Raw genomic sequence first — 15,834 nt, forward strand, 5'->3', positions numbered from 1 at the left:
CTTGGTGCGGTGCGTGCAGGGGTTTAAGGCGGGTCTAAGGCCTAAGGTACATGCGATCACAGACGGGCTGTGGAGGAGAAGCCGACGTCTCTATTTTAGTGCGGGGTGGGGCCGGGGGCGGCGTGCCGGCCTACTCGGAGGACCACATGGTGATGGCAGCGTAGGGCAGGGAGTCCGGCTATTCGACGAGCAGATCGTCAATAACTGCTTCCAGCACCGTTGAGCGCAGTGGAATCACGGAATCGAAGTGCTTCATCTCGCCTGCAACGTGCTTCGAGAATACGTCCTCGAGCAATGAGGGCATCTCTTTCACCGTCTTCGTGTACCGCTTGGCAGCAAAGTCGAACTCTGATTTGCTGGCCTTAATCGTCTTATTTAGACTCTTCGCCTCGTCAGCAAGACCAAGCAGTTCTTCGGCCGAAGCCTTCCTCGCTGTTGCCTCGTCCACTTTCTGCACTAGCTGATCTTTTGTCGCAGTAAACGCTTTGAGATTCTCCTCCGCCTTTGCCGTGGATGTCGCATCGAGTTCCATGAGCCCTACCCGGTTTTCCACTCGCTGGGCATATTCAGCGTACGTTGAGTTTTGAGACTGCCCGAGTTCTTCAGTGGCGTTGCGGCAAATGCCGGCGGCTTCAGTAAGGAGAGTCTCGCGCTCACTCAGGTTGGCCGCTTTATTGCCGACAAAGATGCCCTGGCAGCTCGCGTCGCCTTCTCCGAACAACGATTGATATTGGGGATATGAGTCGACGAGTCCGGTCATGTAGTCCACAAAACCCAGATAGGAATCCTCGTACTGCGCGATGGCATCACTCACCTTACCCCCTCCAACACCGCGGCCAGCGGTCAATGTCCCCATTGCATTGCGCGCGGAAGCTTCGGCTTGCTTAAACTCGCCGTGCTCCTTCTTCGAGTCCTGCTCGGCCTTGTCTCGTGAACCAGCGGCGAGGTGTGCTTTCTTATACGCCGCTATGTACGTATTCACCGCTGGTGGTAGCTTGCCTCTAGCGTCAAGAAGTGTCTTCAACTGCTCTTCCTTGAGCTGCAGGAGGCTGTCTCTGTCCTGCTGCCTGGATGCGCTGGTCACTGCGAAAATAGCTGAGGCGGTCATAAGAAGAAAGACAATAACGCCGGCTAGTAGGACAAACCCTTTGCGGTTTTTTCCGCGGATCAGATTGGTAGTCATGGCCTATCCCTCACTCTTCAATTCTTGACCGGCGGACTCAAGGCTATCCTTCAAGATCCGTTCGAATTCGGTATTTGACTTGTTTGCCTTTTCAACAACCTCGGTTTGCTTCATAAGTACATCAGCTTCGTATGTCCGCTGCGCGTCATTGAGAGGTTTGTTGATTTCCAGTAGCGCCAGTGCGGACTCGATGCTTGCGGCAGAACGCTCAAATTCGCCTGTGCTCCCGACCACCTTTTGCGCGCTGTCCCGCTGCTTTTGAATGATCCCCTCAACGGCAGAGAGCAGCTTAGTTGTTTCCTGGCCACTACCCTCCTTGGCCGATGAGAGTGCCGCCAAGCATCCGTCGGCGGCCTTCACATACTCCTCGGCGTATTTTTCGCCACTGACATTCAATTTTGAATGTATGGATGAGCATGCCCCGCCAACCGACCGGGTAATACCTGTCGAGTTGATCACGAGTTGATCGTTGTAGGCGATTACCGCGCTGTACGCCCGTTTGAACTCATTGAACGCGTCGGCAACCTCCTGCTTGTGCAGCGCAGGTGATGAATCCATTCTTTGCAGGCGATCCAGATTTATGCGCGATTCATTTTTGAGCCTTCCGGTTTCTTCATCAAATGCCCGCTGCTTGCCCTCATCAGAGATTTCGTCTGAAAAGGCAGTGGTATATCGCGTTGTAAATTTGTTCACCAGAGGCTCGTACAGGTTCATCGAGTTGGCGACAATTGCACGCTGGTTGTTGAGATGGACGAGGTCCGACCGTTCCGTTCCAGCCATGCGCGAACCGGCAAACCAAGCTCCAAGGGCGATCAGCAGCACTGCTGCCAGCGAAATGGCAATGACTCTCATGCGCCGCGAAGGCCGCTGCTGTAATTCTCCGTGTGTATCCAAGCCCATATCCCCCAATTGAGACGACCTCGCAAACCGCGCCAGAATGCAACGGCTTCCGATGCGAGTGCGCGTGCGGGCCAGTTGCATTGCGGCCAGTCCGGCCGTCCCTGCGCATCGGGGCGTATGCGCCACCCTATCCCTCGGGATTACGGCGTGACTCCGGACTCTCCGGGACCTGCCCACCACGAACCTCCGCGGCATGTTGCGCGACCTGCGTTGTGCCCCCGGACTGCCCCGGGTTGTGACGAAGCTGTTGATACGGAGTCTCCCTGCACACGGTGAGCTCCCAGCTTGCGGACGACAGCACCCTCAGTGCGGCTGCGGCTGTGTTCGCCGGGAATACCATCGCCCGGCGGCGGCCGGACGCGCACTGGACCGCCTACGAGGGGCCCCCCACGGTCGGAAACCGTGGGAAGGCGTTCGAGGTTAACCGCCTGCTGGAAGCACTGCGCAGGGCGGACGACGACGCGGTCCGCGGGATCATTGCCGTGCTCTCGGACTGGGCCCAGGAAATCCTGGATGGTTCCCCACCAGTACAGCCTCTCCCGGTTCCACCGGCTCCAGGTCAGCCCCGCTACGTCCGACCCGCCCTGCCGGCTGAGACCTACTACGCCCCTCAGGGGGAGCCCATTATCTGCGGCCGGCAGTGGGGAGCTGACAGCCCCGACCGGATTCCTACGGCGTGGACAGTCATCCCGAGCGGTTCGCCGGGCTCCACGTCGTCGCCCGTGCCCTGATCGACCATCTCACAGCCGTGTACGACGTCGACGTTCAGGAGGATCCGGCCCATGCGAGGGAACTGCTGAGGGAGCGTGATGGCATGGTGCAGGCGGTCAAAGTCACCCCGCGGGCTGCCGGGGCGGCGGCCCTGACGTTTGTGCTGACCGGGTATCCGGGAGCCGTGGTGCACGCCGGGGTGCTGCACGATTTCCCGTTTCCGGTGTGCGGCTGCGATGCCTGCGACGAAACGGTTGAGACCACAGCGGACCGGCTCGAAATGCTGGTGCTCTCGGTCGCAGCCGGCGGCTACAGCGAACGCTACCCGGTGGGCAGCCGGAGGTTGAGCGAATACGCCCTGACGGCGTTCGACGGCTCCGGCTTGCAGAGCGGACAGGGCGAACCCCCTCCGGCCAGCGCCGAGCGCCTGCACGCCGCTGAGGTCCGGCTGCGGGAGGTCGCTGGCGGATGGAGTCCGTGGCCGCTTCGCCGGAGCTGGCGCCGGAGCCTCGGGCATAGCTTGAGCGGGGTTCGGCCTCGGCTCAGGGAACGTTCAACCAGGGAAAACCGGGGACAGGACGTTGAGGCCAGCGTCGACCGCTGCGGCCAGCAGTTCGGCGTCGTAGGCAACCAGCATGTCGGACTGCAGCCGGATGGCCGCCGCGAGATGGATGGCATCCGCGCTCCGCAACCCTCCGGGCAGGGCAGCCGCGTACATCAGGTCCGAGCGCGCCAGGTCCACCAGATTGATCCCGCCGAGCACGGAATTGATCAGCGCGGCGGGGAAGCCGCGCCGGTGCCCTGCGCAATGCAGTTCCGTGTAGAGCAGCATGGATGCCACCAGCTTGTCGCCGCGGGCCGCAGCTTCTGAGAGGTACCTGGCGGCGGAGGGTGATTCCTTTTCCTCCACCACCAGCTTCAGGACAGCAGAGGTGTCCACGTAGATGATCAACGGTCCCCGCGGAGGTCGGCCAGGATTTCAGCTGTGCCGGTGGACTGGCTGACGCGCGGCAACGCCTGAAAGTCCACGACCCCGGCGGGCGGCCGGACCTGCCCTGCCAGCAGCAGCCGCTCGAAGGGGGAGGAGGACGGAGGGATCAGCGTGGCCGCTATCTCGCCGTTGTTTGTGACATCAATGGTTTCGCCGTTTTTCACGCGCTCAAGAATCTTGCTGCTCTGGTTGCGCAGTTCACGGTGCGGGATGGTTGTCATGGCTGCCTCCGTAGCAATCGTAGCAAGCAGAGGCGGAGGTGCATAGGGCCGGTGTCCCGGCGCCACCCGGGGAGCTACCGGCGAACTCGTGGAACCACCGTCCCAGTTCAGGCGCACCGCGGCAGCGGCAGCAGCCCTGGCCCTCCCGTCGCGCTGGCGCCGGCCGAGATCCTGCTGCCGGCGCCGCCGTCCGCGGCCGCAGAAGAATCCGTCCCCGTCATGGTGGTCCTCGACGCCTCCGGCTCGATGGTGCAGGACGACGCCCCCTGGCTAAGGATCGACGCCGCCAAGTCCGCGGTGAAAAGACCTCTTCGGCGCGGTCCCGGACTCGGCCCGGATGGGGCTGATGGTCCACGGGACAGGCTCCGACTCCGCAGCGTCCTCCAAGACCGCCGGGTGCGCCGACATCCGGACCCTGGCGCCGGCGGGCGCTGTGGACAAAGCGGCGCTGACCGCCGCCGTCGACGGGAGTAAGGCCACCGGCTACCCCCCGGTGGGGGCGTCCCTCCGCACGGCCAGCGAGGCGCTGGCCGACGTGAATGGCCCGCGATCCATCATCCTGCTCTCCGACGGCATCGATACCTGCGCCCCTCCCGCCGCGTGCGACGTCGCCAGGGAACTCGCCGCCGCCGAATGCCACGGCCGCTGCCGCGGAGCCCTCGTCGGAGCCCTCCATCCAGACCTCGGCCGCTGCCGCTGCGGGCGCCCCGCAGGAGGCCTCGACGTCGGGCGGCACCGGTCCGCTGTGGTGGGGACTGGGATTTTCCGGGCTGCTGGCAGCGGCCGCGGGAGTGTTCGTGTTCCTGCGGCGCAGGTCGACCCAGCGCCGCGTCGGCTAGCCGTCTCGGGGCTGTCCCGCAGCCGCTGAACTGCCTGAGGACCAGCCCCGGCACCCCTGGTGCAATGTAACGAACTGGTAACATAGGGTCAATGCGCTCTAACTCTGGTCAAACACGAGTCACGCAGCTGGATGGCCTCAGGGGGATTGCCGCACTGCTGGTTGTCGCCTGCCACGCCCTGTCCACACTCCCGGGAATCGGGAACGCAGTCAGCGGCAACCGCTCCGCGGGACTCAACGCCGCAGAGACGTGGGCGGTTTTCTCGCCACTGCACGTCCTGTGGAACGGCACCCCTGCTGTCCACGTCTTTTTTGTGCTCTCCGGCTATGTCCTGATTCTGCCGTTCACCCGGCCGGGGGCGGCCGGGAAGTGGGCCCAGTACTACGCCAAGCGTTTCTTCCGCCTCTACCTGCCGGCGTGGGCCTCCCTGGCCGTGGCCGCTGCGCTGATGGCCATCATTCCCCGGTCGGCGTCGCCACTGCAGAGCCCCTGGGCGGACATCTACGTGACCGACCCCAGCTTGGGGCAGGTCCTCAAAGACGGACTGCTCCTGATGAACGCCAGCACCATCAACACGCCGCTGTGGTCCCTCAAATGGGAAGTCCTCTTCTCCCTCCTGCTACCGGCCTACGTCCTCATCGCCCTCCGCTGGCGGCGTCTCTGGCATCTGAAACTCGGACTGGCCCTCGCTTTGGCCGCGGCGGGAGCCCTGCTGGACGTGGAGTGGCTGTCCTACCTCCCGATTTTCGCCATCGGCGCCGTCCTTGGCGCCGAACGCGAGCGGATCCGGGAGCTGACCGAACCCTGGCCCCGCTTCGGATGGTTCCTCGTGGCGGCCGCGGGCATGTTCCTGGCCAACGCGGAATGGATCAGCCCCGAGCAGCCGATCCCCGGCGTGGAGGCCGTTGTGACGGTGGGAGCGACGCTGATCGTCCTGCTGTTCGTGTCCTGCCGCTCGGCCAAGCGGCTCGGTGACACAGCCGCCGCGCAATGGCTGGGACGCGTGTCCTTCAGCCTCTACCTGGTGCACCTTCCGATCATCCTGGCTGGCGTCACCCTGCTCCGATCCGTCTCGCTTCCGCTGGCGCTCGCCGTTTCCGTGGCCGCCGCATTCGTGATCGCCGAGCTGTTCTACCGCTACGCCGAACAGCCCGCCCACCGGCTTTCGATGGCCGTGGGACGCTCCGTGGCACGCGCCGCGGAACGTAGGGTCCGCCGCGGTGCCCACACGTCCATCCCGGTCGGCCCGGCAACCCCGGCGGGCGCGGATACCGCGAGCGCCCCGGATACCGCGAGCGCCCCGGATAACGCGGACACCCCGAGCGCCGCGCCTGTCCCGGAATCCGTCCGGGCAATGGCAGGGGCGGTGTCGGGCCACCGCGGGTAGCGGGCCCGGCATTCCTGAACGGCCGTTTCAACGCCCACTGCTGGAGTGGGGCCGCTGGGAGCTGCGGCGCCGTCGTGCCTCAGTTTTCGCCCCCCACTGCTGACCCTTGCGCTTGCGGCCCGGGTGGACCTTCGGATCGGTGGCGAGGACCTCTGGTCCGTCAACCCCGGCCACCACACGGCCGGCACCTTCCCGGAGATCGAACCGGGCAAACGCAGCGTCTTTTCCTGGGGCTGGGAGTCCGGCATGGACCTGCCGCCGGGCGCATCCACCGTGACCATCTTTATGCAGCCCGACGCCGGGGGCACCTCCCTCCGGCTGGTGCGCGAGGGACTCACCGAGCACCATACGGCCAGGACGTGGTGACCACCGCGCTCCGGGGGCGCTTTGGCGCTGACCCGCCGTCAACTGTGGCGCCGCAGTCGGGCATTTGAGCCCAAAGTGCCCCCCGCACGGAAGGTCCGGCCCAAAGTGCCCCCCGCACGGAAGGTCCGGCCCAAAGTGCCCCCGCACGGACCGCAGGAAGGCGGCGTGGCCCGGTCGGATTAGTTGGGCGCCGCCGCCGACACTCACCAGGACGGTGAGTATGGCTCGGCCCAAAGGGCGGCCGTCAGCGTGACGGACTTGAACCACGCCTGGTACATCGCCTCCACCTCGTCGTCCGCGCCCTGCCCGGCAAGAAACGGCCGGATCGTGACCGTCAAGGGGACAATGAAGGCGATGATGTACCGCAGGTGGATCTCGGACGCCGTCGAGCTCACGCCGTCGGTGAGGTTCTTCTTTGCGGCCGTGTGGCGGAGGGCGATCTCATGCTGGTAGTCCAGCCACTGCTGATCGCGCTCGCGGGAACAGGTATCCACGATCCACTGGGCGAATCTGGCACGCACGGCCGTCAGATAGTCCGGATTCGCCGTTCCGTCCGCACCGGCGAAACTGGCGATGAGGAAATCGTGGCCACCCACAAATCCGTACCAGACGTCGAGGATGCGGTCCGCTTGGGGTCCAAGAACTTCGCCTGCCCGCCGCAAAGCATCCGCATCATCCTGTGTCCAAAGCACCGCCGCTTCGAGCCGGGCCAGGTAGTCACGGGACACTGGACTCGGGGCGAGGGACTCGCTGCCGAAGGTGTAGCCGGGGATCGTGGACATGATGACACCTTTCGCCGGGGAACCTTCCCATAGAAGCACTCGGAGGCGCCGCCGTATAGAGTCCAGCCCAAGAGGCTCGCAGTCGTGGTCCTTCTGGCCCCCTCAGCAGGCCCGGCACCGGCCCGCCGCGAGGTGCAGCGCACTGAGGTAGCGGTTGCCGGGCGCGGCAGGCCGCGGTGAGCATGGCGAGCCGTGCGCAGCGCCGCCAGGGACTCATGCCTGGTTGAAACGGACCATGTTCCCGGACGGGTCGCGGAACGCGCAGTCCCGCGGGCCCCAGGGCTGGGTGATGGGTTCCTGGAGGACCTCCGCGCCGGAGGCACGGATGGCCTCGAACGTGGCGTCCATGTCGTCGGTGCGGAACACCAGGATCGGCAGGGCACCCTTGACGAGCAGCTGCTGGAGGGCGTCGCCGTCGTCCTGGGAGCGGCCGGCATGCGGAACGGAGAGCACCAGCTCCAGGTCCGGCTGTGCCTTGCTGCCGAGGGTGACCCAGCGCTGCCCGTCGGAGCCGACGTCGTTGCGGACCTCCAGGCCGAGCACGTCCCGGTAAAACGCGAGCGACTCGTCGAGGTCGTTGACGGTGATCTGTGAATACTGCAGTGAGATGTTCATGTCTTCCACGCTATGGCAGTGGCTGCGGGGGCGCTTCTTCGATCCTGCTCGGTTTGCGGGCGGGCCGCGTGCGCAGCCGGGCAATGCACGGCGGCATCGCCATTACCGCGTGGTGCTGCCGGGTCCGGTATTCGCTGGGCGTCATGCCGACTACCTCGGTGAACCGTGAGCTGAACGATCCCAGCGAGGTACAGCCGACCTCCATGCAGGCATCGGTCACGCTGGCGCCCGCGCGCAGCAGCGCCATGGCGCGTTCGATCCGCCGGGTCATCAGGTAGTTGTAGGGCGACTCCCCATAGGCCGCCTTGAACTGGCGGGAGAAGTGCGCCGGGGACATCAGGGCGCCGGCGGCCATGGTGGGCACATCGAGCGGCCGGGCGTAATCGCGGTCGATCATGTCCCGGGCCCGGCGCAGGTGCGCCAGGTTGGCCAACTCCTGCGGTGTCATGCGGCCATTCTAGATCCGCTGAGCTCCGCTCAGGTCCCGGCGAAGGCACGCAAAAGGGGTCCGTCCGGGGCCCTGCCGACCCCGGTGGTAAAGCGTCCGGGAAATCTCCTGTATTGTTGATCCTGTTGTTGTGTTTATGCAGTTCGTAGTTCAGGCAGTACGCAAGGTTGAAAGACCTTGTTCTTCTGAAGCAGCGGTTTTGAGCACCCCACACCGGAGGACCCGAAAGTCGGGACTTTTCCTCTACCTTCACGAAGGACAAAAAATAATGGCTACTGGTACCGTCAAATGGTTTAACGCTGAAAAGGGCTTCGGCTTCATTTCCCCCGATGACTCCTCACAGGACGTCTTCGCACACTACTCCGCGATCGCCTCTTCCGGCTTCCGCTCCCTCGAAGAGAACCAGAAGGTCTCCTTCGAAACCGAGCAGGGCCCCAAGGGTCCCCAGGCCGTAAACATCCAGGCTCTCTAAGACTTAGCTTCCAGCTAACTCTTCTGAGTCCGGAACCTTACAGGTTTCGAGCAGGGTCCGTCTTTGACGGGCCCTGCTTTTGTTTAACCCGGGTGTGCTGCTTCAACAGCGGCTATCCGGCGGCGCGGTAGTCGAGGCTCAGTGTGGCCGGGAGCGGCCCCGCCAGCATGTCCGCCGTCATCCCGTGCACGCTCACCAGATGCTCCTTGAACCACACGTCATAGGGGTACTCCGACGTGGCAAGCGTCCGGTAGGCCTTGGCTAGATCCTCGGCCTCGTGGAAGATGCAGGTGAAGTCCCCCTGCGGGGTCTGCATCAGGCTGGCGACTTCCCGCACCAGGCCCATGCGCGTCCGGGAGGCTTCGTGATCTTCCCGCCGCGGGCCCTTTATTTCCTCAACGTTCGCCTTCCATACCTCCAGTTTCCCGGGCAGGATCGGCGCGAACCACGTAATACATTCCATGACAGATTTCCTTCCACGCAGTAGTGAGCACGGTGGCAATCCCATCGGTACAGCTGAATGTTAGTCCCGCGGACGACGGCGGGATAGGGCATCCGGAATAGGCTCCGGACCCGCTCCACCGCGGCCAGCTCACAGGGCGACGCCGTGGCGCTGCGCGAGGAACGCGGCCAGCCCGGGGTTGTCGATCTCCTGCGCCGGCCAGGGTACGGCCTGGGCGGCGGCCTCATCACCGAGCGCAGCCCGGTGCGACTGGGCCCGCACCACGAAGTCCCGCATGCCGCTCCGGCTGGCCAGCGCGGCCAGCCGGTCCACGAACTGTGAGGCGCGTGGGGAGCCCGTGGCGATGGTGACTTCCGCGGCGACATCCAGCAGCCGGGCGGTGTACCAGAGGTACCACGGCTTGGGTTCGAGGCCCCGGTCGATCCAACGCTCGGCGGCGGCGAGGTCGCCGTGCGCCAGGAACGGCCGGGCCTCGGCGCCGGCGGCCAGCGCCATGTAGCAGTGGTCGCTGGCCAGCTCGGCCATGACCCAGGACCGGTCAATCAGATCCGCCGCGGCCTCCTGCCGGCCCGCGGCCAGGTAGGTCTCACCGCGGACGCCGGCGGCAAATGGCTCGAACGTGGTCCAGTTCTTCTGCAATCCCGTCGAGCGCCCGGTCCAGGACGGCGGCCGCGAGCTCCAGGTCCCCGCGCAGCAGATGGACGCGGCCCAGCAGCGCCTCGCTGAATGCCAGCTGCCGGCGGTTCCGGACCTCCCGGGCCAGTCTCCTGGACTCCGCGAAGGCAGCCACCGCGTCCCCGTAGTGCGCGGTGTCCGAGGCCAGCATGCCCTGGATCGCGAGGATCCTGGCGCTGCCGGCGTCGAGATAGGACCGGACGGTGGCTGCGGTGGCGGTGATCTCCGGGTCGGCGGCCGGCGCCGAGTCGGTCAGGGCGCGGCGGACCTTCGCCGGCAGCGGCAGGCCCAGCTCCCGGTGGTAAAGTTCCGCGCACTTGGTGACCTCGTACAGGGCCGACTGGATGCAGTTTTCGAGCCGGTACCGCTGTTCCGCCAGCCAGGAGTCAAAGACCGGGCTGTCCGCGAATGAGAGCCCCTCCAGCAGCTGGCCGTCGAACCGCCGCGGGTCCGGCCCGGTGCCGGCGGCCGAGTCGACCAGCTCCAGGGCATCGCAATGCCATGACTGCAGGAGGGTCGGCCGCAGCGGGTCACCGGTGATGGTGGCCCCGTCCAGGGTCCGGCGCAGCTCGGAGAGGTTCCAGCGCAGGGCGCCGAGGGGATCCGCGGCGTCCGGGAACAGCAAGGTGGCGGTCCGGGACCGGCTGACCCCGTCCGGCAGCAGGGCGAGGCAGGCCAGCACAGCCCAGGCTTTGCGGCCCTTGGGCTGTGAGGGAGGGGCTCCGGGGGACTCGATCCTTGGCGGACCGAGGAGCAGGATCCACGTCTCGGCCATAGGAGCAATTTTACGCCGCGGGCACTGCAGCGGGCTGGGGAAACCAGCCCCGGATCTTCAGCCGTGGGGCTCCCGCGTCGCGGGTCTTCAGCCGCGGGCGTTCACACGGTTGCTCACACGGCGGCGGCAGACTCTGGAGTCATCCAATCCGCACTCCACCCGAGGAACCCAAAATGGAACTGCTTGTAGTCCTGGTGTTCGGACTCGTGATTACCGCCGGCACCGCCACGGTCCGCGCCATGCTGAAGGACGGACACGGACACACCCCCGTGGTGCGATCCACGGAGTCCTGGACCGCCGGGAGCCTGCCCAGCGAACCCTACACGGCCGCCCTGGCCTGGTACCTGCCCGGGTCCCCGGCCCAGTAGGCGGTGACCCGGCCAGTTTCAGGCAACCCAGATCGCCGGCGCGGCGAACTTCACGGGGCGGTGGGCCCGCAGCTCACCGCCCCGCCGTGTGCCCGGCAAATGAACTCCCCCGGGGAATACCGCCCCGCTGGTGACGGCGGTATGGTGTGCTCGTAGGAGGGGGCCGTCATGGGTGAGAGCTTGCAAGGCCGGGCCATTTCGCTGTGGATCGCCACTGCCGAACGCACGTCTTATGCCCCGCTTGGTGCGAACATCGAGGTGGACACCGCGGTGATCGGCGGCGGGGTTGCGGGCCTGACGGCGGCGCTGGCCCTTAAGCGTGCCGGCCAGTCGGTCGCGGTGATTGAGGCGGCGGGTATCGGTACCGGCGTCACGGGGCACACCACCGGCAAGGTAACCTCGCTGCACCGGCTGGTGTACACCGAACTTGCAGGGCGCCACGGCCCTCACACGGCGCGCAGCTACGGACAGGCGAACCAGGCCGCCGTCGAGCACATCGCGCGGGTCGTCTCCGGCGAGGGCATCGACTGCGGGTTCCGCCGTGTACCGAACTTCACCTATGCCGAAACCGACGAGGCACTGAATCTCGTCCGGGACGAAGCTGCTCTGGCGGCAGGGCTGGGCCTTCCCTCCGTCTTTACCGCCGACGTGCCGCTGCCCTTTCCGGTCAGGGGGGCCGTGCGCTTCGACAACCAGGCGCAGCTCCACGCGGTGCGGTACCTGCAGGGCCTGGCCCGTGCGGTCGACGGTGCCGGCAGTTTCGTTTTTGAGGAGACCCGGGCCCTGGCGCTCCGGGACGGCTCTTCGGTTGTCGTGGAAACGGAACGGGGAAGAATCCGTGCGCGGGATGTCATCGTTGCCACCAATGTCCCGTTCGGCGACCACGGGAGCTTTGCTGCACGGAACATCCTGCACCGCTCCTACCTCGTCGCCAGCCGGGCGGGCTCCCCGCCACTGGAGGGGACGTACATCAGTGTCGACGAGCCGATGCGCTCAATTCTGGCCGTCGAGGTCGATGGCACCGGCTACGTGCTCGCCGGCGGCGAGGGCCACCGGGCCGATTACTCTGGCGACACCGCGGAGCGGTACCGGCGCCTCACCGATTTCAGCCGCGACCGTCTCGGCGCCGGTGAGCCGGTTTTCCGCTGGTCCACCCAGGACGGGATCCCCGCCGACGGGCTGCCGTATGTGGGCCTGATGTCCCGGGACAACAGACACGTCCATGTGATCACGGGTTTGCGGAAGTGGGGCCTGACCAACGGCACCGCTGCGGCCCTGATCCTCGCCGACACCTTGTGCGGCCGGCCGAACCCATGGGCACGAATGTTCGACAGCACCCGGCAACCCAGGGCAGCGGCGACGGCGCCCGCCGGCCAGGACGCCCCGGTTCCGCCCAGCCCACGGCTGTCAGCGCCGGACCAGGACGGCACGGACACTCCCGCCGGTTCCGTCCATCCGGCCGCTACCGTCCTGCCGGCGCCGGGGGACGGCGCAGTTTTCGAACTGGAGGGTGACAAGATCGCCGTCTACGCCGCCCCGGCCGGCCAACTGCAGGCGGTCTCGGCGGTCTGCACGCACTTGGGCTGCACCGTCGAGTTCAACGCCGCGGATGTGACTTGGGACTGCCCCTGCCATGGTTCGCGCTTTGCCACGGACGGTTCGGTCATTCAGGGTCCGGCCAGCACGAACCTCGCCCCCCGCACTCTGCCTGCGGCACTTCACCGCCCGCGTCTGCAAGAATTCTGAGGTGCCCGGCCGCTTAACGCCGGGCAATTCGGATGTCAGCTAGCAGGCTTCGCGGCCGCGGAAGGTAAAACGCATGCCGATGTGGGCGCAGGCTCTGTTCTGGGGAACGCTGGCGGGCGGGGCGCTGGTCCTCGGTTCCTGGCTGTCCTGGAAGTGGACCATCCCCGCCAAGCTGGTCTCCTCGATCATGGCATTCGGCGCCGGCGTTCTCATCTCCGCCCTGGCGTTCGAACTGGTGGATGAGGCAGTCCAGGGCGGCGGGTTGTGGCCCACCGTCGCGGGGTTTTTGACCGGCGCCGTGGTCTATGTCAGCGCCAACGCCCTGCTGGCGCGGTCCGGGGCGAAACACCGGAAGCGGTCTGGGGGCAGGCAGCCCTCCGAAACGGACAGCCCCGGCAGCGGCACGGCCATCGCCGTCGGCGCCCTTCTGGATGGCATCCCGGAATCTGTGGTCCTCGGACTGGGCCTGGTCACCGCCGGGTCCGTCAGCCCGGCCATGCTCGCGGCAGTGTTCATCTCCAATGTCCCGGAGGGGCTTTCCAGCACGGCCGGCATGAAGAAGGCCGGCCGCAGCGCCGGGTATGTCTTTGGGGTCTGGGGCGGCATTGCCCTGCTCTGCGGCGGCGCCTCACTCCTCGGTTACACCGCGTTGGAGAACGCCCCTGAGGAAGCGGTCGCGTTCATCACGGCCGTGGCCGCGGGCGGGATTCTCGCCATGCTGGCCGACACGATGATTCCCGAGGCGTTCGAGGAACACCACAACCTCACCGGGTTGGTGGCCGCTGTCGGATTTCTCAGCGCGTTCACCATCCACCACCTGGGCGGCTAGCTGACGCAACGCGGGCGCCGTCGTCGAACCCGGCCGCTACGGGCCCTTGGGCATGATGATCCACAGCACGATATAGACGAGTTCTCCGACGCCGAACAGGCCGAAGAACACGAAGCCGATGCGGACCAGCGTCCTGGGGATGCCGAAGCGGTCGGCGAGGCCAGCGCACACGCCGGCGATGATCTTGCCATTTCTGGGCCTAGCCAAAGATCGTTCCATCCAGCCAAGGTAGCAGTGCGAGTGCGCCAGGAGAACAGGCAGGCAGGTGCTCACGGGGACAGATGCGGTAGCCGCCACTGGCAGGCCGGGCAGCCGGGCTCTGGAAGGATAACCAGTATGGAGTCCATCCCTGCCCTTCCCGTGCCAGTTCCCGCCTATGACCTCCGCGTCAGCATCCACGACACCGAACCGGAGATCTGGCGCCGCCTGCTGGTGCCGGAAACCATCACCGTCCCGGACCTCCACCGGGTGCTCCAGACGGCCTTCGGCTGGGAGAACCGCCACCTCTTCGGCATCCGGTGCGTGGACCGGCTCGGCCATCGCCGCGACATCATCGGCCCCGACGAGGCGGCGGAGGAGACGGGCGCCGAGCCGGCTTCCGGCGTCGTGCTCTTTGAACTCCTGGACGCGCAGAAGACCGGGCCGAGCACGCTCGAATACGAGTACGACTTTGGCGATGCGTGGACCCACGTCATTGAAGTGATGGGGCCGGCGGAACTGCCGGCCGGTGCCGTGCGCTGCGTCGGCGGCGCCAGCCGGGGCCCGGTCGAGGACGCCGGCGGGACCTCCGGCTATGCGCGCCTCATTGAAGCCTTGGCCAACCCCTCGCATGAGGACCACCAGGAGCTCTCCGACTGGTACAAGTTCGCGACCGGCCAGGACGCCGGCACCTTCGAGCCGGACGCGTTCGACGGCGCCGCGCTCAACAGCCGCTTGGACGGGCTGGCGAAACGCATCTGGCCGGAACCGCCCACGGACGAGGAGATCGACGCCGTCATCCGTCCCGTGCAGTGGCTGCTGTCCCAGGCCGGCGCGGACGGACTGCAGTTAACACAGGACGGTTATCTCAAACCTGCCGTGGTCAGCGAGGCCGTCCGCGCCCTCGGGTGGACCTATCGCTGGCCCGGAGTTGCGAACCGCGAAAGCCAGACCCTGCCTGTCCTGCGGCTCCGGCAGCAGCTGCAGGCCTGGAAACTGCTGCGGAAGAGCAAGGGCCGGCTGGTCCTGTCACCGGCCGGCCGCAGAATGCGCGACGGCGGCCGCCCGCTGTGGGACTACCTCGTCCAGACCGTGGCCGTCCCGGCGGACAAGTCGACGGCCGCTGTGACCCGCATGGTGATCCACTGGCTGCTCGAAGGCTCCACGCCGTCCTGGGACCAGCGGGCGCGGATCATCGCGGATACCCTGACCGCGGCGGGGTTCCGGATGGGTGACGGGGAGCCGGTGCCGCTGGGCGCCGCCCGGGACCTTTACTCGGAAGTGCGCTGGACGTTGGATTGCCTGCAGCTGAAGGTTCCGGGACAAACGTTCACGGAAGAACCGGCCCTGACCGACGGCGGACGGAAGTTCCTGCTACCGGTTCAAGGGTTGCTCGAAGGCCGGTGACAGCCCGGCCCGCAAGAGCGTGACGGGGGCCGCCGCGGTGTGAGCCACTACACAGCAGCCCGACTTCGCCGAGAGGCGCCGCGGAAGCCCGGACGGGTGCCGGTATTCGGTGTGGTGAAGGGGTTTTTGGGGGTGTGGGGGGTGGTGTGGGGGTGGATTTGTGTGTGGGTCGGGTGGCGTGTAAAGTAATTCGAGTCGCCGCCGCTGATGCGGAGAGATTGCGACCGCCCCCCTGACAAACATCCTGAAAATGGTTCGCGGTTTTGCGTGCTGTTGGAGGGTGGGGGCCTGGTTTGTGGAGTTGTTGATCGCGGAATCGTTGATTTGCATTGTTCATGGTGACCGGGTAAGTTTGGTAGGTTGCTCCGGAGCGATCCACGGCTGAGGTTGTGGTGGTGCCGGGTGTGTCTGTTGTTTGAGAACTCAATAGTGTGCCAAGTTTGTTGATACCAATTTAT

General features: G+C 66.2%; 19 protein-coding genes and 1 pseudogene. 9 read left to right on the forward strand and 11 right to left on the reverse strand.

The features are described 5' to 3' along the window. Positions 1-178: 178 nt before the first annotated feature. Together QK291_RS14625 and QK291_RS14630 are read right to left on the reverse strand one after the other, a co-directional pair. Positions 179-1,183 carry a hypothetical protein gene (locus QK291_RS14625; RefSeq protein ID WP_282383156.1) on the reverse strand — a complete coding sequence of 335 codons (1,005 nt, stop codon included), beginning with the start codon at positions 1,181-1,183 and terminating at the stop codon, positions 179-181. A 3-nt stretch (positions 1,184-1,186) separates the two neighbouring features. Continuing rightward, positions 1,187-2,077, reverse strand: a complete 891-nt coding sequence (locus QK291_RS14630; RefSeq protein WP_282383158.1) for a hypothetical protein — start codon at positions 2,075-2,077, stop codon at positions 1,187-1,189. Between the two features lie 673 nt (positions 2,078-2,750). On the opposite strand from QK291_RS14630, the pseudogene QK291_RS14635 reads away from it, so the two are divergent. Beyond that, positions 2,751-3,272: pseudogene (locus tag QK291_RS14635) on the forward strand (DUF6226 family protein); the annotation flags it as partial. A 75-nt stretch (positions 3,273-3,347) separates the two neighbouring features. Here QK291_RS14635 and QK291_RS14640 read toward each other — a convergent pair. Next, positions 3,348-3,734 carry a type II toxin-antitoxin system VapC family toxin gene (locus tag QK291_RS14640; RefSeq protein ID WP_282383159.1) on the reverse strand — a complete coding sequence of 129 codons (387 nt, stop codon included), beginning with the start codon at positions 3,732-3,734 and terminating at the stop codon, positions 3,348-3,350. Positions 3,735-3,742: 8 nt separating this feature from the next. Next, complete coding sequence (locus tag QK291_RS14645; RefSeq protein ID WP_282383160.1) at positions 3,743-4,006, reverse strand: type II toxin-antitoxin system prevent-host-death family antitoxin; 264 nt, start codon at positions 4,004-4,006, stop codon at positions 3,743-3,745. A gap of 346 nt (positions 4,007-4,352) precedes the next feature. On the opposite strand from QK291_RS14645, the gene QK291_RS14650 reads away from it, so the two are divergent. From QK291_RS14650 to QK291_RS14660, 3 genes are all read left to right on the forward strand, one after another. Continuing rightward, complete coding sequence (locus QK291_RS14650) at positions 4,353-4,874, forward strand: hypothetical protein (protein WP_282383162.1); 522 nt, start codon at positions 4,353-4,355, stop codon at positions 4,872-4,874. 62 nt (positions 4,875-4,936) lie between these two features. Further along, positions 4,937-6,232 (forward strand): acyltransferase, encoded by a 1,296-nt coding sequence (locus tag QK291_RS14655; protein ID WP_282383165.1) that lies wholly within the window; start codon positions 4,937-4,939, stop codon positions 6,230-6,232. 123 nt (positions 6,233-6,355) lie between these two features. Continuing rightward, positions 6,356-6,598, forward strand: a complete 243-nt coding sequence (locus QK291_RS14660; RefSeq protein ID WP_282383167.1) for an SRPBCC domain-containing protein — start codon at positions 6,356-6,358, stop codon at positions 6,596-6,598. 203 nt (positions 6,599-6,801) lie between these two features. Here the strand turns inward: QK291_RS14660 and QK291_RS14665 are convergent, their stop codons facing one another. The 3 genes from QK291_RS14665 to QK291_RS14675 form a co-directional block, all read right to left on the reverse strand. Further along, on the reverse strand, positions 6,802-7,380 hold the full coding sequence (locus tag QK291_RS14665) for a protoglobin domain-containing protein (RefSeq protein WP_282383169.1): 579 nt from the start codon (positions 7,378-7,380) through the stop codon (positions 6,802-6,804). A 213-nt stretch (positions 7,381-7,593) separates the two neighbouring features. Further along, positions 7,594-7,995, reverse strand: a complete 402-nt coding sequence (locus QK291_RS14670; protein ID WP_282383172.1) for a VOC family protein — start codon at positions 7,993-7,995, stop codon at positions 7,594-7,596. Between the two features lie 10 nt (positions 7,996-8,005). Next, a complete protein-coding gene (locus tag QK291_RS14675; RefSeq protein WP_282383174.1) occupies positions 8,006-8,443 on the reverse strand; it encodes a helix-turn-helix transcriptional regulator in 438 nt (145 codons plus the stop codon). A 268-nt stretch (positions 8,444-8,711) separates the two neighbouring features. Here QK291_RS14675 and QK291_RS14680 point away from each other — a divergent pair, with 268 nt between their 5' ends. Continuing rightward, the gene (locus QK291_RS14680; protein ID WP_024365339.1) at positions 8,712-8,915 is read left to right on the forward strand and encodes a cold-shock protein; all 204 of its coding nucleotides are present in this window, start codon (positions 8,712-8,714) and stop codon (positions 8,913-8,915) included. 112 nt (positions 8,916-9,027) lie between these two features. On the opposite strand, the gene QK291_RS14685 is transcribed toward QK291_RS14680, so the two are convergent. The 3 genes from QK291_RS14685 to QK291_RS14695 all read right to left on the reverse strand — a co-directional run bounded on the left by QK291_RS14685 (position 9,028) and on the right by QK291_RS14695 (position 10,828). Continuing rightward, positions 9,028-9,378, reverse strand: a complete 351-nt coding sequence (locus tag QK291_RS14685; protein WP_282383176.1) for a DUF6176 family protein — start codon at positions 9,376-9,378, stop codon at positions 9,028-9,030. Between the two features lie 129 nt (positions 9,379-9,507). Then, a complete protein-coding gene (locus QK291_RS14690) occupies positions 9,508-10,017 on the reverse strand; it encodes a hypothetical protein (RefSeq protein WP_282383178.1) in 510 nt (169 codons plus the stop codon). Beyond that, entirely contained in the window at positions 9,965-10,828 is an 864-nt protein-coding gene (locus QK291_RS14695; protein WP_282383180.1) for a hypothetical protein, read from the reverse strand. The genes QK291_RS14690 and QK291_RS14695 overlap by 53 nt, the downstream gene beginning before the upstream one ends. A gap of 173 nt (positions 10,829-11,001) precedes the next feature. Between QK291_RS14695 and QK291_RS14700 the strand changes: the two genes are divergently transcribed. The 3 genes from QK291_RS14700 (at position 11,002) to QK291_RS14710 (ending at position 13,771) form a co-directional block, all read left to right on the forward strand. After that, on the forward strand, positions 11,002-11,196 hold the full coding sequence (locus QK291_RS14700) for a hypothetical protein (protein WP_282383181.1): 195 nt from the start codon (positions 11,002-11,004) through the stop codon (positions 11,194-11,196). Between the two features lie 168 nt (positions 11,197-11,364). Further along, complete coding sequence (locus QK291_RS14705) at positions 11,365-12,942, forward strand: FAD-dependent oxidoreductase (RefSeq protein ID WP_282383182.1); 1,578 nt, start codon at positions 11,365-11,367, stop codon at positions 12,940-12,942. A gap of 73 nt (positions 12,943-13,015) precedes the next feature. Further along, positions 13,016-13,771: a ZIP family zinc transporter gene (locus tag QK291_RS14710; RefSeq protein ID WP_282383184.1), complete on the forward strand. Its 756-nt coding sequence runs from the start codon at positions 13,016-13,018 to the stop codon at positions 13,769-13,771. A 36-nt stretch (positions 13,772-13,807) separates the two neighbouring features. Here QK291_RS14710 and QK291_RS14715 read toward each other — a convergent pair whose 3' ends face one another. Beyond that, complete coding sequence (locus tag QK291_RS14715; protein ID WP_282383186.1) at positions 13,808-13,990, reverse strand: PspC domain-containing protein; 183 nt, start codon at positions 13,988-13,990, stop codon at positions 13,808-13,810. Between the two features lie 117 nt (positions 13,991-14,107). Here QK291_RS14715 and QK291_RS14720 point away from each other — a divergent pair, with 117 nt between their 5' ends. Continuing rightward, positions 14,108-15,376, forward strand: coding sequence for a plasmid pRiA4b ORF-3 family protein (locus QK291_RS14720; RefSeq protein WP_282383188.1), 1,269 nt, complete (start codon positions 14,108-14,110; stop codon positions 15,374-15,376). The last annotated feature ends 458 nt before the right edge of the window (positions 15,377-15,834 follow it).

Origin of the sequence: Arthrobacter sp. AL12, assembly GCF_029960645.1 — a bacterium.
GTDB lineage: Bacteria > Actinomycetota > Actinomycetes > Actinomycetales > Micrococcaceae > Arthrobacter.